Genomic DNA, 19,343 nt, shown 5'->3' on the forward strand with positions numbered 1-19,343 from the left:
CAACCGGTCAGACACTGCACCGGCTACGGTCTGCAGAAGAAGCAGGTCCACACAGAAAGGCATCGACATGGCCCTCCACAAGGACGACTCGAAGAACGTCTCGACGGTCACCGTGAACCTGCCGAACGAGGACATACTCCGCATGTCCGAGATCGCCCGATTCCACGACACGACCAAGACCACCGCGCTGGTCCGGTCCCTGCGGATAGCGTATTTCCTCGAGACCGAGACCCGGACGGGCAGCACGGTGTACCTGCGCGAACCGGATGGGACGTTCCGCGAAGTTCAGTTCGACTGAGTGTTCACGGCGTCGGGCTTGTCGCTGCGAATCACGACCTCGTACATGCCGGACTCGTTGACGATGGTCGCTCGTTGCGTCCGGCCGAGGCTGTCGAGGATGGGGTACGTCCGCCGTACCCCATCGTCCAGCCGCTCGGCGACCGCGGAGGCCGCGCGGGTGAGTCCGAGAACCGCACAGAGGTCGGCGAGGACGAACCATGGTTCGCCGTCGATGGTGAGAGTCCGGACCGTCGTGGTGACCCGCGAGAACCGCGGCGGAGACCCTACCTGCGGCCACCTCCACGCAGAAACCGATTGCGCTCCTCGCGACGAGCCTGCTCAACCCCGTAGACCTGCACACTCTCAGCGACCCGATCCAAGAACGAGGGCCGCCCGGTTCGCCGCGCAAACTCGGCCTCCATACGACGAGCCTCCGCGCTCCGCTCCGCAACCGCCCTGTCCGAAGCCACATCCCGGCGCTCCTCACGCGCAGGGCGAGCAGCACGATCAATCCGCAGCTGATCGATCTCATTCTGCGGCTCCGTCGCCCTCCGACGCTTCGCCTCGATGATCTCCTCGATCGACGCCTCGACTGCAGTCTGCTCGGCCAGCTGCTCGGACCGTTGCTCACGGGCCAACCGACCAGCCTCCTCCTGCTGGGCACGGATCGCGGACCTCGACTGCTCATGCGCGGCATTGGCTCGTCGAGCTTCCTCGGCGCGAACGTGATTGCGATGCTCTTCGTCGTACTTGGAGTAAGCCATCATGGGCTCCCTTCGGGTGACGCGACGGATCTCGCCGCGCAGGTAGGTGATGGAGAAAGCGCGGCCTCGCGCGCACGCGTAGGCGCGCGAGTGCCACTGTCGACCGGTCGATGCACTACTCGATGTGGTCGGTGGGTTGGCTTCGGTTTTGTTGGATGGTGTCGGCGATTTGGGTGGCGAGGCGGATGGCTTCGGGTTCGTCGAGGAGTGCGGTGATTCCGAAGAGGGTGATGCCGATTCCGTTGGTGTGGGGGTTGGGGGTGACGTTGATGGTGGTTCGGGTGCGTTTGATTTTGGCCATCAGGCGGCTCCTGGGGTGTTGTTGCCGGCGGGGTTGAGCCAGGGTGCGGTGGTTTTCGTGGGTCGGCCGTAGCAGGGGTAGGTGCGGCCGAGGAGGACGAGGCCGGTTTCGTGGGGTGTTCGGCAGGTGTTTGCGCGCCGGTGGGCTTCGAAGGCGGTGAGGGAGGAGAACGTGTGGTGGCAGCCGTTGCAGTGGCATACGTCGGCAGCGGTCCATCGCGCTTGGCAGCGGCTGCAGGTGTTGGTTTGGCTCATGGGTATCCGGTCATGGATGTGGGATGGCTGTTCTTGCTTGCACAGTCGGGGCAGGGCAGGAGTTTTCGGCTTCGGGGTAGGTCAGGGTGGGCTGAGCTGTTTGTGCGCTCAGATTCCGAGTGCGGCGGTTTCGGCGGCTGCTTCGTTGGCGAGCTGCGCGGCTTCGGTGGCGAGGCGTTGGGCGCGGATCTCTTTGAGTCGGGCCCGGGCGGTGTTGGCGTGGTGGACGCTTTTGGCGCGGTGGCGTCGTTCTGCAGGGTCGAGTTTGTTGTGGGGGTCGATCTGGGCTTCGTATCGGGCGAGGGCGCGTTCGTGGGCTGCGGCCGCTGAGGCTTGGGTAGCTGCGGCGGTGCGGGCGCGGCGGTCCGGCGTGTTGGCCCAGGATTCGTGGGCGGCGATCTGTGCGGCGAGGCGGCGTTCGGTGGCGGTGGCCATGGGCTGCTCCTGGAATGCGAAAAGCCCCGGACGTGGCTGTCCGGGGCTGCAGGGTCGGGATACGAAAAAGCCCGGCTCCGCGTAGGAGTCGGGCTCGGTTGTCGAATGGCGCGTGGTTGAGTGTCTGATTTTTCTGACACCTGTCGCGCAAGACCACCTTGCCTGGCTTTTTGCGTGCGTGTCAAGGTCGCACGTGGACATGTGGGGCAGGTCACTGGCTCCGCCGCCCGAATCAGAATTCGACGGGGGAGCGACCCAGTAGAGGCCGCCACGGTCGCGCGTGTGCGCGTTACGGAACGTAACTCCCCCTCTCTAGTAAGCATCTACGTATCTGGTGTGTAGGGACTGGTAGGTGGACACCTGGATGTCCACTGGTCGGTGCTGAAATGTCCACTGGTCGCGGTCGGCGCGGTGGTCGCGCGCACCCCTGTAACAGCCTGACCGCTTTGCCGGATTGACCGATCGTGACGCACCCTCAGCACGGGGACCGCAACGGTCCGTACATCTTCGACGCGACCCTGAACCGGTGGGTTTCCGCAGCCCCGGACCCGGTGCCGGCTCGGAAGAAGAGTCGGTGGTGGTCGTGGCTCATCGCGGCGTTTCTTGGGGTTCTGGGCGTTTGGCTTCTCGTGCCGCCCGACGAACAACCGCACGGTAGCACCGACAAGGAGCGGGTCGTCGCGTTGTGCTCGAAGCTGGTCCGCGAGCAGTCGTTGACGCCGTCGACGTTGAAGTTCTATACCGCGGAGGCGGTCGAGCGTCCCGACGATTGGGAGGTCACGGTCGAGGTGGACGAGCAGAACCTCTTCGGGGCGATGCTGCGTGTCTCGTACACGTGCCAGGTGACCTACGACGACGAGACCGGACTGTTCTCGGCGCTTCGTGTGGAGTGACGAGTGTGTGGAAGGCCCCGGCTGCTTCGGCAGGCCGGGGCTTGGTTGCCCGCTCGTTCCCTGGACGGTGCCGTCGGATCGGGCCTGACGGATCGCGCCGCCCGGCAACGCCGCATCATGCCCAATCAGCTTGCCGCGTTCCTCCACCTGTAGACCGTCGCCCGATGTACGCCGAGCTGTTCGGCGATGTCGCAGACCGGCATCCCTTGGTCGATCAGTGCGACCGCTTTGGATCGCATGGCACGGCTGTCGTCGTCTGCTGTCGCGTCAGTCGCAGATGTAGCGGTGAGCAGGTGCAGGTGTGGCGAATCGGTGCCATCTGTTGACGACGGTGCGATGGCGATTTCGTCGCGCCCGGCCATGCTTGTCGCAGTGTCGCATTCGGTAGTGTCGCCCAGGTTGAGCTGCGAGGACACCTGCTGCTGCCGGCCCTCCCCCGACGGCGCAGTCGCAGCGGACGAGGTGTGCGCTACGGCAATCGCATTCGTCCGTCGCAGGACCACAGCGAGGTGAGTAACCGCGACCAACGCAATCGGGGGTACAGCGGCGACGGTGGCGCGCAACCACACAGGGAGTGCCCCGTCGGGCAGCGAGGCGTGCAGCACGTTGCCCGCAACGGAGATAGTCGCACCGGCGAGCAGCAGCAGCCACGCGTACGTGCCCACCCGTGCGACGACTGCGACGGTCGCGACGATGATGAGCCCGTCGACGATGAGCGGCCACAGCCACGGGGTGGTGACGCCCGACCGGTCGGCGAGGTCGGTGAGGGCTTCGTAGGACAGCCAGAAGGCGGCCACACAGATCGCGGCTGTGCCAGCCACGGCGACGACGAGCGGGATCGTACGGGTGCTGTTCATGGGTCTCCTGGGGCTGTCAGCGGCTGGATAGCGGTAAACGGCGGATGCGGTCGGAGTCTGGCTTCCGGTGTCGGAAGCTTTGCTGGGCTGTCTCAGGGGAGGTCGTGGATATGGCGTTTCCCGGGTCTGAGCGCCTTGCTGCCGGTCGAGTGCTCCACAGGAGCCACAGGAAGGAGCCTTCTGCGATGGTGACCACGGGGATCGAGGGCAAGGTGCCGCGGCAGCGCCCGATAGGGACTGGACTGAGTCCACGACGTACCGGTACTTCGTGGCCGTGTTGGTGGGGTATCGATCGGCTCCCGCCTCGCTTCGCTCGTTGTGCTGCCGCGGCGACTCCGTCGCCTTGCCATCGAACCCCTTCTGCCGCGGCTTGTGTTTGTGGAATCCGGCGCGGTTGCGGTGTGTTCGAATGCCGTGGTTCTCGAGGACATTCGGAGGCGTCTCTCGTGGGGTCCTCTCCTGGCGTGAATGAGGTGACCACAGAGATCGAGGGCAAGGTGCCGCGGAGCGAAGCGGAGCGGTGCCGCGGCAGCACCCGTTGCGGACGGTTGCGCAGCATGGCGTTCCGCTTCTTGTCTGTCCTGACTTGGTGCTCGCCGACCTGTCCTGTCCTGACACCCCCCACTTCGTAGGGGGTGTCTGTCCGGGACAGGTCGTCGCGAATGCACGGGAGACCTGTCCTGAAACTGTCCTGAAACTGTCCGGGACAGGTCTGACCTGGAGTAATACGCATGACTGTCCCGAGGTTCGGGACAGAAACGGACCCGGCAGACCTGTCCCGAGAGGCCGAGACTGTCCGGGACAGGTAGGAACTGCGCTTTCCAAAGTCGCCGCCATCAGACTGCCCCACCGCGAACAGCCTTCCGGCGCCGTACCGCTTCGGCGTAGGCGGCGTTCCCCGCAGAAACTGGGTCTTCGTAATCGGACAGGTACTTCTTCAAGGCGTCCCTGCCCAACCTGGGTGGTGCGTTGGTGCGCTCTGCTGCAGCGAGGATCTCCTCGACTTTGCTGGCAACTACATCACTGGCATGTTCCGTGGCCTCCGAAGAGGCAACCTCGGCTGGTGGCGTAATCAACCACGATAGGGAACCATTCTCATGGTCGGTGAGTTCGAATGTCCCGGCCGATTGACGCTTCGCGGAGGAGCAGTGCGCCCGCACACCACCGTGCCGGTCTTTCGCGACTACCAAGTCGCAAGCTCCACCATGACCAGGCCTGAACTGGCGCGTCACGGTGACGCTGATCGAGCAGCCGCCGAGCACACGGGATTTCGCCACCGTACCGCCAGGGTCGATCCGATTGCGGGCCTGTTCACTCTTAGGGCGGTGATCGACTGCGATGACGGCAGCACCTGACTTCGCCATCGGTTTCAGAGTCCGTCGGTGGACGTCCGTGACCTCGTCAGGGCTGTTGCTAGAGCTGCTGAAAAGCGGTATCAGCTCCCCCAAGGAGTCGACGATGACGATGGACGGCTGCCAGGTGCTCACGTCTTCGACGACCTGCCTGAAGATCTGAGGGCTCTCGGGTTCGCTATAGCGGAAGTTCTCTTTCAGGGTCTCAGGCAGCACGCCAAGTTTGAGCAAGTGACCGAGCACTGCAACAGCTCCGTTGTGGTCGAGGTCGATCATGAGTGCACGACGTCCGGCCGTGAGCTCTGAAGCGACCGCCGCGAGGCACACCCAGGTCTTGCCTGCCTCCGGATCACCGAAGATGAGATTGACCTGTCCTGAGTAGAAGAGCGACTGCCCATCTGCGCGTTGCAGAATGGTCGGGCGCAGCGGCTCCGGCGCTTCCCCGTCAAGGATCGCGGCGATGTTCACGTACGGACTTTGAAGAGCCACGGACCACGTCGGCTCATCCTCGCGGGTGGGCTGCTGCTCGTATAGCGTTCGGACTTCGGCGATCTCGTGGTCGTCTGGTTCATAAGCCGGGATGGGCCCGTTCATTGCGCGTACTTCCGCGCTGCCCGCCAGACGCGAGTGACGCCGCCAGCGCGTGCAGGGCGGCGGGACTGGGTGAAGCCGACCGGTTCGATGTGCCCGGCCTTGTGTGCGGTCTGGAAGAGCGCGCCCCAGCGGGCGGGGGTGTCGAAGTGGATGCCGAAGTGTTCCTCGAGGTCGTACGCCTCGAACGGGAGTTCCGGATTCATGCGTGCGAAGGTCTTGAGCGCTGCCATGGCCGGGTCGAAGGTCCAAGGGTCAGCGTGGGCAACGGCCTGTTCGAGGCCGGTGCGGTCGGATGCGGTATTCAATTGTCTCTCCGAGGTGATCTGTGAAGTTGTGCCCCGCGGCGGCTGTTGCGCCTCGGGAAGGAGATGTGGGGTGGTGGCGCCGATTTCGGTTCTGGCGCCTATAATCGTCAATCGAACCTCCGAACTGTCGGGTGAGCTGCTTCGCGTGCCGCTCACCGGTATCGGTTCATTGCTTGACGTGGGTGTCGAGTGGGAGATGGGTTCCGAGCGGGCCGCACTGCCAGGTGTGGCCCGCTCACCATTTCTGTGGGGGTCCGGGTGACCGCGGGCAGATGCCCCGGTGCTCCTACGCTGCAACTGCATTGACGGTCACCGCTCCCGTAAACGGGAGGCAGCCTCGGCTGCAGTCTCGAGCACCCTGCGGGCGACGATGAGCCCGCCGGACACCGAGGTGAGTGCATCGTCCGGGTCAATCGGTTCGCCGAGCTCATCCACATCGAGGTCGTCGACGTCGAGCGCCCGGTACTCGTGGGCGATACTCCGCAGTTCGCGGCGAACGGCCTGCAAGCGTTCGCAAAGGTCCGCCGGGTTCGTGGATTCGTGAATCATGCGGCACCGCGAGCATTTCGAGGCGCCGAAGTATCGATCGAGTTGCGTCCACCCCGCCTAGTGGCGGCTTCCTGCTCGGAAAGCCACTGTTCCAATGCCTCGCGTCGGTAGAGGACTCGACGGCCGATGGCAAAGGACTCGGGGCCCAGATCCTGGCACCTCCAGTACCTGAGTGTCGCCACCGGGATGTAGTACGCCTCGCTGACTTCGCGGGTCGTGAGGAGTTCCTTCGTGCTGCGGTCGGTGATTGCGTTGTTCACGCTGCCTCGCTCCTTGCTGACAATGAAATGATGTTGGACATGAACAAGATATAAGAACATCATAACAAGCCGATAGGGTCGAGTTGGTACCCCAGAACGTTGTATCGTTGGCCGCGTGAGTAAGAGCATGGATTGGGACGAGCAATGGATAGGTCAGCGGATCCAAGAACTCCGCCAAGCGCGAGGGATGACCCAGCATGACCTCGCCGAGGCGGCAAACCGCCTCGGCGGCACCTTCCATCAGCAAACAATCCAGAAGATCGAAGCCGGCGCCCGGCCGCTGCGGCACAGTGAGGCCATCAAGCTGACGTTGGCGCTTGGTGTGCACATTGACGCACTCAGTGGTGACAAGCCGGAGATCGATCGCCAGTTTGCGGCCGTCCAAGCCGCCATGCACGAATCACGCTCGAGTGTCCGTGAACTCGATCGAGCCGTCTGGGAATGGCTGGCCCGCTGGCGGGAAGCCAAGGACCAGGCGGCGATCTTTGCTGACCTCGAGCAGATGGACTCCGACGACGAGGAGGGTTTGACCGAACCCCTGCGGACCGACGCTGGCGACGTGAGGCGAATCGCGGAGGCACTACTCGAAGCGCTCGACCAGGCGGCCGGAGAAGGCGCCGCGGATGCCTAGCCCGCGCCGGAATCGCCGTGCCGGTGTCGAGGATCGCTGGTGGAAGACCATCGAGAACGAGGACGGCTCGAAGCGGAAGGTTCACGCGTCGGGCTGGACCGTCGATGATGCAGGCAAGGACGTGCCGCCGCCCCGCAAACGTTGGCGGGCGAGGTGGGTCGACGACCAGGGGCGCGAGGTCTCACGAGCCTTCGACCGCAAGGCAGATGCCCAGGCGGAGATTGACCGGGTCACAGCCGAGGTTCATACCGGGACGTACGTCACCCCGTCTGCAGGTAGGGCGACGGTCGACACGATGTACGAACAGTGGATCGGCGCACAAGCGCACATCAAGGCCTCCACTCGGGCAACCCGGGAGAACGCCTGGAAGGTGCACGTCCGGGATGTCTGGGCCAGCACGCCGGTTGCGGACATCCAGACCTCTGCGGTGCGCAAGTGGATCGCCGACATGGTCGCGGCCGGGGCGAAGCCCGCAACGGTCGAGAACGCACTCGGGGTACTGCGGATGGTGTTGCACCTAGCCTTGGAGGACCGCAGGATCGCACGCAACCCCACCGACGGAGTCAAGGCACCCCGGCGCGAGCACAAACGGCGCGGATACCTCACCCACGGCCAAGTCGAGCAGCTCGCTCGCGAGGTCGTTGGCGGAGCTGAGGTTGTGCGGTTTCTCGCCTACACGGGACTGAGATGGGGTGAGATGGCGGCGCTCCGAGTGCAGGACTTCGACATGCTTCGGCGCCGAGTGAACGTCCTACAGGCGGTGGCCGAGGTGAAGGGAACGCTCGTCTGGTCGACCGCGAAGAACCACGAACGCCGCTCGGTGCCCTTCCCTCGCTACTTAGCTCCTGAGCTCTCGGCTCTCATGGCGGGGAAGGGGCGCGAGCAGCTGGTGTTCACCTCCACGGAGGGCGAGGTCTTGCGTGTCTCGACCTACCGCCCCCGCGTGTTCGCGAAGGCTGTGGCTCGGTTGCAGGAGAGCACCGCGGAGCAGAGGACCAAGGAGGAAGATGACGACGGTCAGCCGGTGACGCCGGAGTTCCCGATGGTCACCCCGCACGATCTTCGGCACACCGCAGCGTCGCTCGCGGTCTCCGCAGGCGCGAATGTGAAGGCCGTCCAGACGATGCTCGGGCACAAGTCGGCGGCCCTGACGTTGGACACGTATGCGGACCTGTTTCCGGACGATCTCGAAGCGGTTGCGGACGCGCTCGACGTGGCGGCGCTGGCTGCTCGGACTGCCATCTGAGGATCGGGGCTGAATCTACTGCGGACCCACTGCGGACCGAAAACGTCAGAGGCCCTTCCCACGCTGCGGAAAGGGCCTCTGACCTGCTTCTTCACTGTCGGGGTGGCGGGATTCGAACCCACGACCTCTTCGTCCCGAACGAAGCGCGCTACCAAGCTGCGCCACACCCCGTGATGAACCTCGGTCAGCTTACCGCACGACTCGCGAGAAGATTAAATCGCCTGGTCAGTGACTATTTGAGGGTTGATGACGAAGCCATGCGGTCAGCGGGGAGTCCCTGCGCTTTCTGCGGCACTACCCGAGGATCTGCGCGATTCCTCACGCGGAGCCGGAACCAATGTCAGCAGCGTGGCTTCCGGACGGCAGCAGAAGCGCGCGGGGGCGAACGGGGAGGTGCCCATTCCCGCCGACACATGCAGCTGCATATGCGCACCCCACCGCGAGGGGCCCTTCACCCGCGACCGGTCGATGCCGCAGTTGGTCACCAGGGCACCGAAGAACGGCAGACAGAGTTGTCCGCCGTGGGTGTGGCCGGCGAGTACGAGGTCGTACCCGTCGTCGGCGAAACGATCGAGCACGCGGGGCTCGGGTGAGTGGGTCAGTCCCAGGCGAAGATCTGCGGACTTGTCGGCCGCCCCGGCGATGGTCTCGTAGCGATCACGTTCGAGATGCGGGTCGTCGACACCGGCCACCGAGATGCGCACGCCGCCGACCTCGATATCGCGTCGGACGTGTGTCATGTCCTGCCATCCGCGTTCGTTGAGGGCCGCGCGCAGGTCGCCCCACGGTAGCGGAGGCCCGTAAACGCGGTCGTGGTCTTTGTCGAAGTAGGCGAGTGGGTTCTTCAGGACCGGCGCGAAGTAGTCGTTGCTGCCGAACACGAAAAGTCCGGGGCGGGCAAGGAGACCGCTGAGCGACTGGACGACCGCGGGAACCGCCTTCGGGTGCGACAGGTTGTCGCCCGTGTTGATCACCAGATCGGGTTCGAGCCGATCGAGTTCCCTGAGCCAGTTCTGCTTGCGTTTCTGCCCCGGCATCATGTGCAGGTCGCTGATGTGCAGCACGCGGAGTGTCGAAGCGCCCGGCGCCAGGACCGGGATGGTGACCTCCCGGAGGGTGAATGCATTGCGTTCGATCAGCGTCGCGTAACCGAGGCCGAGAGCGGCAGCTCCCGCGGTACCCGCGGCGACACGTGTGAGGGGAGAAAGGTCAGGCACTTCTTCAGGGTACCGCCGCCGCACGTCTGCGCACGTGCTTCGACGGTCCCGGCGTAGCGTTCCCGGTATGACCGACACTTCTTCCTCACTCAAATCCACATTGCGCGCAGACATGACGGCCGCGATGAAGGCCAAGGACCAATTACGTTTGGCGACACTGCGGATGTTGCTTGCTGCAATCCAGACCGAGGAGGTGTCGGGGAAGGAAGCGCGCGAGCTCTCCGATGACGAGGTCATCAAGGTTCTGTCGCGTGAATCCAAGAAGCGCGGTGAGGCTGCTGAGGTCTACACCGAGAACGGTCGCGGGGAACTCGCGGCCAAGGAGCACGCCGAGGCACGCATCATCGATGAGTATCTGCCGACTCCGCTGACCGACGCGGAGCTCGTCGACGTGGTCGACACGGCCATCGGCAGGGTCGCAGACGAGCTCGGAACGCGTCCGGGTCCGAAGAACATGGGCCAGGTCATGAAGGTTGCGACCGCGATCGCCGCGGGCAAGGCCGATGGAAAGCGCTTGTCCGCGGCGGTGCGGTCGCGTCTCTGACCGTCAGTTGTCCGGTTGCGATGGGGTCGTCGTTGCGGCCGGGCTTTCCGACTCACTGCTGTCCGGCGGCGCCGACTCGGTCTGGGCAGGTTCTTGACGGCCGGGAACCGGGGCGGGGGCAGCAGGCACCGTGGTATCGGGAACCTCGCTGCCGCTCGGCCGTGCGGGAGTCGCACTCGTCGTGGGTGCGACGCGCACGGAACCGTCACTGACGAAGATCGTCACCGTCGAGCCGGGTACCGCTGAGCCGGAGGGGGAGGAGCCGGTGACGATGCCTGCTCGTTCTTCGGCCTTGACCGTGGACTCGGTTACCGCGAATCCGGCGTCCTGCAGGCGCTGGGTGGCCCGATCCCGCGACAGGCCCGTGACGTCCGGAACCTGAGCGTTGCCTGCGCCACGGACGTAACGCGGGTCGGTCGGAGGAAGCTCGATGGAACCGAACTTGGTGGCGATCGGAGTCATGGCCGTGAACCAGGTGTGTGCAGGGGCGGTGCCGCCGAACAGGTTGCCGTCGTAGCACGGACGGACCGGGTTGGCGCAGATCTGGCCCGGCGTGGGGGAGTCGCCGTAGGTGTATACCGACCCTGCGTACCTGTTGGTGAAGCCGAGGAATGCAGACGACATGTGCGACTCGGTGGTTCCGGTCTTGGCTGCCACCGGCAGGTTCCATCCGGTGCTGCCTGCGGCTCCGGAAGCGGTACCTCCGCCGGCGGTGTCCTTGCTCATCGCATTGGCGAGGGTGTCGGCCAGGCCGGGTTCGACGACCTGCTCGCACGCCTGCTGCGTGATCGGCACCGGCTTGCCCTCACGGTCGAAGACACCGTCGATCGGGGTCGGCGGGCACCACTTTCCGTGTGAGGCCAGGGTGGCGGCCACGTTCGACAATTCGAGGTTGTTGATCCATGTGGGGCCGAGCGTGTACGAGCCCAGATGCTGATCCTTCTGCATGTCGGCCATCGACTGCTCACCGAATCCGGAGGTGTTGGGCTGCGAATAGGAACGCATGCCCAATCGGACGGACATGTCGACGACGGAGTCGACGCCCGTCGCCTCGATCAGCTTCACGAAGGCGGTGTTCGGGGACTGAGCGAGCGCGTCGGTCACCGACAACGCAGGCGGGTACGGCGCGGCGTTCTCGACGCAGTAGTAGCCGGCGGGGCAGCCCCGCGCGCCGCCATCGCCGAGACCCTGCGCGTTGTAACGACTGGGCACGTCGAGGATGGCGTTCGTACCGAGGCCCTTCTCCATCGCTGCGGCAACCGTGAAGATCTTGAAGATCGATCCGGCACCGTGCCCGGCGAGCGAGTAGGGCTGCGGCTGAACTGTTTCGTAGGCGTCGCCGTCGAGGCCGTAGGTACGACTCGAACCCATCGCAAGGACACGATGGGAGTCCTGACCCGGTTCGACCACATTCATCACCGTTGCGACATCGTCGACGGTCGGGCTCGTGTACTGGTCGAGCGCGGACTTCGTCGAATTCTGTACTTCGGGGTCGAGTGTGGTGCGGATGAGGTACCCGCCCTTGTCGATCTGCTCTCGTGACAATCCTGAGTTCGCGAGGTACTGGAGGGCGTACTCGCAGAAGAATCCGCGATCGCCCGCTTCGATGCAGCCCCGCGGCAGGGTGTTGGGTTCGGGAAGGACGCCGAGGGGTTCTGCCTTTGCGGCCCGGATCTCGTCTGCCCGCTCAGGAATGTTCTCGATCATCGTGTCGAGCACGACGTTGCGGCGATTGGTCACGCCTTCTTCGTTCGTGTACGGGTTGAGTGCCGAGCTGGACTGCACCATGCCCGCGAGCATCGCTGATTGGGCGATACTCAGGTCTTTCGCGTCGATGCCGAAGTAGGTCTGGGCGGCGTCCTGGATGCCGAACGAACCGTTTCCGAACGGCACCAGGTTCAGGTAACGGGTGAGGATCTCGTCCTTCGACAACTCTTCGTCGAGGGTCAGTGCCATCCGGATCTCGCGGATCTTGCGGGCGGGCGTGGTTTCGATGGCCGCGCGGCGTTCCGCATCGGTCTTCGCCACGACATGCAGCAGGTAGTTCTTCACATATTGCTGGTCGATCGTCGACGCGCCCTGTTCGACCTGACCGCTGCTGGTGTTGGTGAGGAAAGCACGGATGGTGCCTTGCCAGTCCACGCCCTGATGCTCAGGAAACCGCTTGTCCTCGATGGAGACGATCGCGAGTTTCATCTCGTTGGAGATCTGGTCGCTCGGTACCTCGAAGCGGCGTTGGTCGTACAACCACGCGATCGGGTTGCCCGCAGTGTCGACCATCGTCGTTACAGCGGGAACGATCCCTTCGACGAGTTCTGCGGAACTGTTGTCGACGGTGTCTGCTGCGCGATTCGACACGTAACCGAATCCGCCTGCGGCCGGGAAGAGCATTCCGGCCACGAGGACACCGCCGAGGGCCGTGCAACCGGCAAGTTTCGCCACAGTACTTCGGATCGACACGGGTACACCCTACGTGCCGACCGGAGGAGTCGACGATTCCAGGGAAACGAAACGCCGTCCGACGTGCGGCTATGCACGGGCGTACCAGAAAAGGTTTTGTTCGCCTTGCGCGCGGGCATCAGTTTACCTAGATTGAGACAGCAGTGTGATGCAGATAACACCTCGACAGTGAAGACGTACAAGTTTTTTCATGCTAAGTGCAAATTGTGCGTCCTCAGGAACTCCCCACAACGGAGTTCGGAAAGCAAAGGGGAACTGAATGCACCTGACCGCCCCCATGACCAGGCTCGACGTTGACGAAGAAGAAGCACGCATCGCCTGGGTATCGAAGGCTCGATGCCGCGAGGTAGACCCCGATCAGTTGTTCGTCCGAGGCGCGGCACAGCGGAAGGCGGCGGTGATCTGCCGTCACTGCCCCGTGATGCTGCAGTGCGGCGCGGACGCACTCGACAACCGCGTCGAGTTCGGAGTGTGGGGAGGAATGACCGAACGACAGCGTCGTGCGCTCCTCAAGCAGCATCCGGAAGTGGAGTCCTGGTCGGACTTCTTCGAGGCGCAGCGTCAGCACCAGAATGCGGTATGACCGCAACTCGATGAGGTAACCGGCTGTACAACGACGCCGGAGCACGCACGACGGGGAAGGTCGTGCGTGCAACCCGGAACATCAGACCTGCCGGGTCAATTGGTCGCCCACCGCTCGCAGCGCTTCGAGGTCCGAGACCTCGAAGGGCAGCGAGGGCACACCGACGACCGGCACGTGCGGATTTGCTGAGGTGAATCCCCGCAGCAGATGGACTTCTCGTTTCGCCGTCACCGCGCGATGCGCGTGGATGCGCAGCACGGCCTCTGCTGCGGGAGCATCTGCACCGCCCTCCTCCGCAAGGAGATCGGCCGAGGTCAACGCGTGATCCGCAGGCAGCGAGGACAACGTGGGATGTGTCCGGTTGAGCACGAGACCCGCGAGCGGCATCTTGTCGCCGCGCAGTCGTTCCACGAAGAACGACGCCTCGCGCAGGGCATCCGGTTCCGGGGCAGCGACGACCATGAAGTGGGTTCCGGGCTGCTGCAGGAGTTGGTAGGTGCGGTTGGCGCGTTCGCGGAACCCACCGAACATCGAATCCAGGGACTGCACGAATGCAGATGCATCCGAGAGCATCTGGCTGCCCACGATCGTCGAGACCGCCTTCAACGCCAAACCCATCGCACCTGTCACGATCCGGCCCAGTCCACGGCCGGGGGCGGTGAAGATACGGATCATCCTGCCGTCGAGGAAGGCGCCGAGGCGCTTCGGTGCGTCGAGGAAGTCGAGGGCGTTCCGTGACGGCGGGGTGTCGACGACGATGAGATCCCACTCGTCGCTCGCAGCGAGCTGGCCGAGTTTCTCCATCGCCATGTACTCCTGCGTACCGGAGAACGACGACGCCACCGTCTGATAGAAGGGGTTGTCGAGGATCTGCCGGGCCTTCTCCGGCGTGGAGTGCTCGAGCACCATGTCGTCGAATGTGCGGCGCATGTTCAGCATCATGGCGTGCAGTTCGCCGGTCCCACCGGACTCGAGCGGTACCTTCTGCGGAGAATTGTCGAGAGTCTGCACACCGAGCGCCTGAGCCAGACGCCTCGCCGGATCGATCGTGAGCACCACGACCCTGCGGCCCTGCTCCGCCGCGCGCAAGGCGAGCGACGCCGCCGTCGTCGTCTTACCGACACCGCCCGACCCGCAGCACACGATCACCCGTGAGGTCGGATCGTGGAGGAGCTTCGCGACATCGAGGACCGGTGCCGTGCGCACCGTCCGCTCGGTCACCGGACGCCCTGTTCGGCGAGCAGCTCTGCAAGTTCGTAGAGTCCGCCGAGGTCGACCCCGTCTGCGAGCAGTGGTAGAGACATCCGTGCCACCTTCACGTCGTCGAGTTGGGCGGCGCTGACCTGCTGCGCCTGCAGTATCGAGGCATGCTCGATGGTTTCTGTGAGCAATCCGGCGAAATCGTCGTCCGACAGCGTCAGCCCGACCCTCTCGAACGCGGACCGGATGGATTCGCCCGGGATGCGCCCGTCGGCGACGTCGTCGACCAGAGAGTCCGGAAGGTGCTCGGGTGCGGTCCTGTTGACGATCACCGTGCCCATCCGCAGATCGGCTGCCTCCAATTCGTCGACCGCGTCGGCGGTCTCCTGAACGGGCAGCGCCTCGAGCAACGTGACCAGGTGCACGACAGTCTCGTCGGAATGCAGCAACCGAACCACACCGTCGCTCTGCGAGCGGATCGGTCCCGACTTCGCGAGATCGGCCATGGCCTTCGTCACGTCGAGGAAGCTGCCGATCCGGCCGGTGGGCGGAGCGTCGACCACGACCGCGTCGTAGAGGCGCTCACCGGACTTGTCGGTGCGTACCACTGTCTCCTTGATCTTGCCGGTGAGGATCACGTCGCGGAGCCCGGGCGCGAGCGTCGTCGCGAACTCGATCGCGCCGATCTTGCGCATCGCGCGGCCCGCGAAGCCGAGGTTGTAGAACATGTCGAGGTATTCCAGGAATGCCGCCTCGATGTCGATCGCGAGGGCCATGACCACTCCGCCTCCTTCGGCGGTTGCGATCTTCGTCTCCACCGGAGGCAGCGGGGCCACGTCGAACAGCTGCGCGATTCCTTGCCTGCCCTCGGTCTCGACAAGCAGGACCTTCCGGCCCCCCGACGCGAGGGCAAGTGCGACTGCCGCCGCGACCGTGGATTTTCCGGTTCCGCCCTTGCCGGACACGAAGTGCAGTCGTGCCCGCGCGGCCTTGGCCGGCCATGTGCCGGAATGAGATGTCTGTGTCGCCACGGTGTCGAGCCTATAAGTCGTCAACAGGGAAAGGCGCCGGATAGGGTCAGGTCATGAGTGAATTGACTACGTGGGAGTACGCAACCGTGCCCCTGCTCACGCACGCGACCAAGCAGATTCTCGACACGTGGGGTGCTGACGGGTGGGAATTGGTGACGGTCCTGCAAGGACCCACCGGCGAACAGCACGTCGCGTACCTCAAGCGCCCCAAGAGCTGACCCCGTGGCCGCAACCTGGACCGCACGTCTGTCCGAACTCGGGATCACCCTGCCGCCGGTAGCCAAGCCGGTCGCCGCATACGTTCCCGCCCTGCGCAGCGGGGACACCGTCTACACCTCGGGTCAGCTTCCGATGGTCGACGGAACCTTGGCGTACGTCGGAAAGGTCGGCTCCGACGTGTCTGCAGACGACGCGAAGACCGCTGCCCGCATTTCGGCACTCAACGCGCTGGCCGCAGTCGATGCCCTCGTAGGGATCGACAATGTGGTGCGCATCGTGAAGGTAGTCGGATTCGTGGCGTCGGCAGACGGATTCACCGGACAACCCGGTGTCGTCAACGGAGCCTCGGAACTACTGGGCGAGATCTTCGGCGAGTCCGGAGCTCACGCGAGATCCGCAGTCGGTGTCGCGGAACTTCCGCTCGCCGCGTCCGTCGAGGTGGAGCTGATGGTGGAGGTGCGCTGATCATGGCACTCGTTCATCCCGCCTACGGGCAACTACGGCAAGTAACCGAGAACGCGGCGGTGCTGCTTGCCGAGAATCCGTCGGTGATGTCCCTCGAGGGCACCAACACGTGGATCCTGCGTGCCCCGGACAGCGACGAGTGCATTGTGATCGATCCGGGCCCGCTCGACGAGGCGCACCTCACCCGCGTCGCGCAGGTTCCGGTCGCGATGACGCTCATCAGCCATCGCCATTTCGATCACACCGAAGGTGGTGAGCGTTTCGCGGAGCTCACCGGAAGCCCGGTTCACGCCGTCACGCCCGAACATCGGCACGGTGGTGGTACCGAGCTGTCCGACGGCGATGTCGTCGAAGCCGCTGGGCTCCGTGTCCGGGTCCTCGCCACACCGGGCCACACCGCGGATTCGCTGTCGTTCGTTCTCGAGGACGATCGCAGTGTCCTCACCGCCGACACGATCCTCGGGCGGGGAACCACCGTGCTCGACGACACGGATGGCGACCTCGGCGACTATCTGGGTTCGTTGCGGTCGTACATCGCACTAGGTCAGGGGTACACGGTGCTGCCCGGGCACGGTGCGGAACTGCCCGACCTCGAAACCGTCGCTCGCGGGTACCTGGCGCACCGGGAAGAGCGGCTCGATCAGGTTCGGGGCGCGTTGCGAGCCCTCGGCCGAGAAGCTTCGGCCCGGCAGGTGGTCGAACACGTGTACGCCGATGTGGACGAGTCCCTGTGGGGTGCGGCCGAGAAGTCGGTGAACGTGCAACTGGCATACCTGCGCAGCTAGATCTCGAGCACAGGGAAAGAACAGGTGAGGCCGGGACACCCCAAGGTGTCCCGGCCTCACCTGTTCAGGGTGCCGCGCAGGTCGCCGTCAGCGGGCGCGACGCGCGAGTCGCTCCGAATCCGAGATCAGCACGCTCTTGCCTTCGAGGCGCAGCCAACCGCGATGGGCGAAGTCGGCGAGCGCCTTGTTGACCGTCTCGCGAGATGCGCCCACCAGCTGTGCGATTTCTTCCTGGGTCAGGTCGTGGGTCACGCGGAGAGCACCCGCCTCCTGGGTACCGAAACGCTGAGCGAGTTGCAGCAGCGCCTTGGCGACACGACCGGGAACGTCGGTGAAGATCAGGTCGGCGAGGCTGTTGTTGGTGCGACGCAGGCGACGGGCGAGCACGCGCAGGAGTTGCTCCGCAATCTCGGGCCGCTGATCGATCCACGCCTTGAGCGCCTCGCGATCCATGCTCACCGCGCGCACCTCGGTGACAGTGGTCGCGGTGGACGTGCGCGGGCCCGGGTCGAAGATGGAAAGCTCACCGAACATGTCGGAGGGGCCCATGATCGTCAGCAGGTTCTCGCGGCCGTCCGGTGAGCGCCGTCCGAGCTTGATCTTGCCGGAGACGATGATGTAAAGGCGGTCGCCCGGTTCGCCCTCGTTGAAGATGACGTGGCCGCGCGGGAAATCGACCGGTTGCAGCTCCTTGACCAGCGCCGCAACCGCAGAGGGCTCGACTCCTTGGAAGATGCCTGCTCTGGCCAGGACCTCGTCCACGTGCGCTCCTTTTGGGATGATTCTTGTTGTTCTTCGCTGTCAGGTGCACGTCCACGGCATCCCGGCGAGGGTCACCATTGCGGCGTACGGACGCCAAGTCTACTGTGCCTGTCGCATGTGTGAGTGACCGACACCACGGAATCCGTCTCTGTATGTCGGATCCCGCTCTCGAATACTACCGGCCGGTACCTTCTTCAGCTCGCTCGGCTCGCGTCCAGGAGATCCGGAGCGTCGACAGAGTCGGAGGTGTCGCTGCGGCGCCTCCGGCGGTTGAATCGGGCCAACGCGCCGGGGAATCCTTCGCGGGCGAGGGCGTCGACGTCGTCGTGGTCGGCCTGGTCGAGAAACTCCTCGACCTCCTGCTGACGAACGGACAAGCGACTCAATCGTGATTCGACTCTTTCCATGGCGAGTGCAAACAGCATGAGCAGCACCGGGAGAAGTACGACAGCAAGAGCTTGCATGACGGGAAGTAAACACGGGCAAGATCTCAGAACAGACACGGCCCCCGTATCGAGCCCGGCGTCTTACGTACAGTGGTCCAGGTGCAACCGACCCCGTCCGAGAGCCTCGATTCGAGCCCTGTCCGCTCCGCCGAACGGAGCTCGCGCAGGCCACGTCGGGCCCGGGGACCCGAGTCCCGCCTCGGTTTGGTGCGGCGCGCGCGGCGGATGAACCGGCGTCTTGCCGATGCCTTCCCGCACGTTTATTGCGAACTCGATTTCACGACTCCGCTCGAGCTCGCAGTAGCGACGATTCTGTCTGCACAGTGCACGGATGTACGAGTCAACCAGGTCACGCCTGCGCTCTTCGCCCGCTACCCCGACGCTCGTTCGTACGCGGAAGCCGACCGCACGGAACTCGAGGAGTACATCCGTTCCACCGGCTTCTATCGCAACAAGGCCAACTCGCTCATCGGCCTCGGGCAGGCGTTGCTCGAGCGCTTCGACGGCGAGGTTCCGCGCCGGATGAAAGACCTCGTGACGCTCCCGGGCATCGGCCGGAAGACAGCGAATGTGGTCCTCGGCAACGCCTTCGATGTGCCGGGAATCACTGTCGACACCCACTTCGGCCGGCTCGTGAACCGGTGGAAATGGACCGACGAAACCGACCCCGTGAAGGTCGAACACGCGGTCGGTGAGCTCATCGAGCGCAAGGAATGGACGCTGCTGTCCCACCGGGTGATCTTCCATGGCCGGCGGGTCTGCCACGCGCGTAAACCAGCGTGCGGAGTGTGCGTGCTCGCGAAGGACTGCCCTTCCTACGGGATCGGACCCACCGACCCGAGCCTCGCCGCGAGGCTCGTGAAGGGACCGGAGACCGAGCATCTGCTCGAGCTCGCCGGGATGTGACGGCG

At 64.7% G+C, this 19,343-nt stretch carries 25 protein-coding genes, 1 tRNA gene and 1 pseudogene; 10 read left to right on the top strand and 17 right to left on the bottom strand.

All coding sequences use genetic code 11. The annotated features are described in order from the left end of the window. The first annotated feature begins 67 nt into the window (after window positions 1–67). Complete coding sequence (locus tag ACTDXD_RS13205) at window positions 68–298, top strand: hypothetical protein (protein WP_440127436.1); 231 nt, start codon at window positions 68–70, stop codon at window positions 296–298. On the opposite strand, the pseudogene ACTDXD_RS13210 reads toward ACTDXD_RS13205, so the two are convergent. The 5 genes and pseudogenes from ACTDXD_RS13210 to ACTDXD_RS13230 form a co-directional block, all read right to left on the bottom strand. Further along, window positions 286–516: pseudogene (locus tag ACTDXD_RS13210) on the bottom strand (BRO-N domain-containing protein); the annotation flags it as partial. The gene ACTDXD_RS13205 and the pseudogene ACTDXD_RS13210 overlap by 13 nt on opposite strands. Before the next feature lie 47 nt (window positions 517–563). Next, window positions 564–1,046, bottom strand: coding sequence for a hypothetical protein (locus tag ACTDXD_RS13215; protein WP_440127437.1), 483 nt, complete (start codon window positions 1,044–1,046; stop codon window positions 564–566). A 112-nt stretch (window positions 1,047–1,158) separates the two neighbouring features. Continuing rightward, window positions 1,159–1,344, bottom strand: coding sequence for a hypothetical protein (locus ACTDXD_RS13220; RefSeq protein ID WP_440127438.1), 186 nt, complete (start codon window positions 1,342–1,344; stop codon window positions 1,159–1,161). Then, a complete protein-coding gene (locus tag ACTDXD_RS13225; protein WP_440127439.1) occupies window positions 1,344–1,598 on the bottom strand; it encodes an FDXHR family putative zinc-binding protein in 255 nt (84 codons plus the stop codon). The genes ACTDXD_RS13220 and ACTDXD_RS13225 overlap by 1 nt, the downstream gene beginning before the upstream one ends. Window positions 1,599–1,706: 108 nt before the next feature. Then, window positions 1,707–2,033 (bottom strand): hypothetical protein, encoded by a 327-nt coding sequence (locus tag ACTDXD_RS13230; RefSeq protein WP_440127440.1) that lies wholly within the window; start codon window positions 2,031–2,033, stop codon window positions 1,707–1,709. A gap of 464 nt (window positions 2,034–2,497) precedes the next feature. Here ACTDXD_RS13230 and ACTDXD_RS13235 point away from each other — a divergent pair, with 464 nt between their 5' ends. Next, window positions 2,498–2,926, top strand: a complete 429-nt coding sequence (locus tag ACTDXD_RS13235) for a hypothetical protein (RefSeq protein ID WP_440127441.1) — start codon at window positions 2,498–2,500, stop codon at window positions 2,924–2,926. Between the two features lie 125 nt (window positions 2,927–3,051). On the opposite strand, the gene ACTDXD_RS13240 is transcribed toward ACTDXD_RS13235, so the two are convergent. The 5 genes from ACTDXD_RS13240 to ACTDXD_RS13260 all read right to left on the bottom strand — a co-directional run bounded on the left by ACTDXD_RS13240 (window position 3,052) and on the right by ACTDXD_RS13260 (window position 6,843). Next, the gene (locus ACTDXD_RS13240) at window positions 3,052–3,783 is read right to left on the bottom strand and encodes a helix-turn-helix domain-containing protein (RefSeq protein ID WP_440127442.1); all 732 of its coding nucleotides are present in this window, start codon (window positions 3,781–3,783) and stop codon (window positions 3,052–3,054) included. A gap of 836 nt (window positions 3,784–4,619) precedes the next feature. Then, window positions 4,620–5,603, bottom strand: coding sequence for an AAA family ATPase (locus ACTDXD_RS13245; RefSeq protein ID WP_440127443.1), 984 nt, complete (start codon window positions 5,601–5,603; stop codon window positions 4,620–4,622). A gap of 122 nt (window positions 5,604–5,725) precedes the next feature. Next, on the bottom strand, window positions 5,726–6,034 hold the full coding sequence (locus ACTDXD_RS13250) for a hypothetical protein (protein WP_440127444.1): 309 nt from the start codon (window positions 6,032–6,034) through the stop codon (window positions 5,726–5,728). Window positions 6,035–6,343: 309 nt separating this feature from the next. Next, window positions 6,344–6,583 carry a hypothetical protein gene (locus tag ACTDXD_RS13255; protein ID WP_440127445.1) on the bottom strand — a complete coding sequence of 80 codons (240 nt, stop codon included), beginning with the start codon at window positions 6,581–6,583 and terminating at the stop codon, window positions 6,344–6,346. Next, window positions 6,580–6,843: a helix-turn-helix transcriptional regulator gene (locus ACTDXD_RS13260; protein ID WP_440127446.1), complete on the bottom strand. Its 264-nt coding sequence runs from the start codon at window positions 6,841–6,843 to the stop codon at window positions 6,580–6,582. The genes ACTDXD_RS13255 and ACTDXD_RS13260 overlap by 4 nt, the downstream gene beginning before the upstream one ends. Before the next feature lie 115 nt (window positions 6,844–6,958). On the opposite strand from ACTDXD_RS13260, the gene ACTDXD_RS13265 reads away from it, so the two are divergent. Then, on the top strand, window positions 6,959–7,474 hold the full coding sequence (locus tag ACTDXD_RS13265) for a helix-turn-helix domain-containing protein (protein ID WP_440127447.1): 516 nt from the start codon (window positions 6,959–6,961) through the stop codon (window positions 7,472–7,474). Next, the gene (locus ACTDXD_RS13270) at window positions 7,467–8,720 is read left to right on the top strand and encodes a tyrosine-type recombinase/integrase (protein ID WP_440127448.1); all 1,254 of its coding nucleotides are present in this window, start codon (window positions 7,467–7,469) and stop codon (window positions 8,718–8,720) included. Before ACTDXD_RS13265 ends, ACTDXD_RS13270 begins: the two co-directional genes overlap by 8 nt. 97 nt (window positions 8,721–8,817) lie before the next feature. On the opposite strand, the gene ACTDXD_RS13275 is transcribed toward ACTDXD_RS13270, so the two are convergent. Together ACTDXD_RS13275 and ACTDXD_RS13280 are read right to left on the bottom strand one after the other, a co-directional pair. Then, window positions 8,818–8,891 (bottom strand) — tRNA-Pro (locus ACTDXD_RS13275). Between the two features lie 92 nt (window positions 8,892–8,983). Further along, complete coding sequence (locus tag ACTDXD_RS13280) at window positions 8,984–9,937, bottom strand: metallophosphoesterase (protein ID WP_440127449.1); 954 nt, start codon at window positions 9,935–9,937, stop codon at window positions 8,984–8,986. A gap of 67 nt (window positions 9,938–10,004) precedes the next feature. On the opposite strand from ACTDXD_RS13280, the gene ACTDXD_RS13285 reads away from it, so the two are divergent. Next, window positions 10,005–10,481, top strand: a complete 477-nt coding sequence (locus ACTDXD_RS13285) for a GatB/YqeY domain-containing protein (RefSeq protein ID WP_440127450.1) — start codon at window positions 10,005–10,007, stop codon at window positions 10,479–10,481. A 3-nt stretch (window positions 10,482–10,484) separates the two neighbouring features. Here the strand turns inward: ACTDXD_RS13285 and ACTDXD_RS13290 are convergent, their stop codons facing one another. Then, window positions 10,485–12,923, bottom strand: a complete 2,439-nt coding sequence (locus tag ACTDXD_RS13290; RefSeq protein WP_440127639.1) for a transglycosylase domain-containing protein — start codon at window positions 12,921–12,923, stop codon at window positions 10,485–10,487. A gap of 277 nt (window positions 12,924–13,200) precedes the next feature. Between ACTDXD_RS13290 and ACTDXD_RS13295 the strand changes: the two genes are divergently transcribed. Continuing rightward, on the top strand, window positions 13,201–13,524 hold the full coding sequence (locus ACTDXD_RS13295; protein WP_054810128.1) for a WhiB family transcriptional regulator: 324 nt from the start codon (window positions 13,201–13,203) through the stop codon (window positions 13,522–13,524). A gap of 81 nt (window positions 13,525–13,605) precedes the next feature. Here the strand turns inward: ACTDXD_RS13295 and ACTDXD_RS13300 are convergent, their stop codons facing one another. Together ACTDXD_RS13300 and ACTDXD_RS13305 are read right to left on the bottom strand one after the other, a co-directional pair. After that, on the bottom strand, window positions 13,606–14,745 hold the full coding sequence (locus ACTDXD_RS13300; protein WP_440127451.1) for an ArsA family ATPase: 1,140 nt from the start codon (window positions 14,743–14,745) through the stop codon (window positions 13,606–13,608). After that, window positions 14,742–15,755, bottom strand: a complete 1,014-nt coding sequence (locus ACTDXD_RS13305; RefSeq protein ID WP_440127452.1) for an ArsA-related P-loop ATPase — start codon at window positions 15,753–15,755, stop codon at window positions 14,742–14,744. The genes ACTDXD_RS13300 and ACTDXD_RS13305 overlap by 4 nt, the downstream gene beginning before the upstream one ends. A 53-nt stretch (window positions 15,756–15,808) precedes the next feature. Here ACTDXD_RS13305 and ACTDXD_RS13310 point away from each other — a divergent pair, with 53 nt between their 5' ends. From ACTDXD_RS13310 to ACTDXD_RS13320, 3 genes are read left to right on the top strand one after another with little or no spacing between them, the layout of a single operon-like run. Next, entirely contained in the window at window positions 15,809–15,973 is a 165-nt protein-coding gene (locus ACTDXD_RS13310; RefSeq protein WP_169690656.1) for a DUF4177 domain-containing protein, read from the top strand. Between the two features lie 4 nt (window positions 15,974–15,977). Continuing rightward, window positions 15,978–16,439 (top strand): RidA family protein, encoded by a 462-nt coding sequence (locus ACTDXD_RS13315; protein WP_440127453.1) that lies wholly within the window; start codon window positions 15,978–15,980, stop codon window positions 16,437–16,439. Window positions 16,440–16,441: 2 nt separating this feature from the next. Further along, a complete protein-coding gene (locus tag ACTDXD_RS13320) occupies window positions 16,442–17,224 on the top strand; it encodes an MBL fold metallo-hydrolase (protein ID WP_440127454.1) in 783 nt (260 codons plus the stop codon). A gap of 87 nt (window positions 17,225–17,311) precedes the next feature. Here the strand turns inward: ACTDXD_RS13320 and ACTDXD_RS13325 are convergent, their stop codons facing one another. Both ACTDXD_RS13325 and ACTDXD_RS13330 read right to left on the bottom strand, forming a co-directional pair. After that, window positions 17,312–17,986: a cyclic nucleotide-binding domain-containing protein gene (locus tag ACTDXD_RS13325; RefSeq protein WP_054805733.1), complete on the bottom strand. Its 675-nt coding sequence runs from the start codon at window positions 17,984–17,986 to the stop codon at window positions 17,312–17,314. 194 nt (window positions 17,987–18,180) lie between these two features. Then, entirely contained in the window at window positions 18,181–18,450 is a 270-nt protein-coding gene (locus ACTDXD_RS13330; protein ID WP_440127455.1) for a hypothetical protein, read from the bottom strand. A gap of 81 nt (window positions 18,451–18,531) precedes the next feature. Between ACTDXD_RS13330 and nth the strand changes: the two genes are divergently transcribed. Beyond that, window positions 18,532–19,338, top strand: coding sequence for an endonuclease III (gene nth / locus ACTDXD_RS13335; protein WP_440127456.1), 807 nt, complete (start codon window positions 18,532–18,534; stop codon window positions 19,336–19,338). Window positions 19,339–19,343 lie beyond the last annotated feature (5 nt).

It is taken from the genome of Rhodococcus sp. SJ-3 (genome assembly GCF_051918125.1).
Classification (GTDB): Bacteria; Actinomycetota; Actinomycetes; order Mycobacteriales; family Mycobacteriaceae; genus Rhodococcus.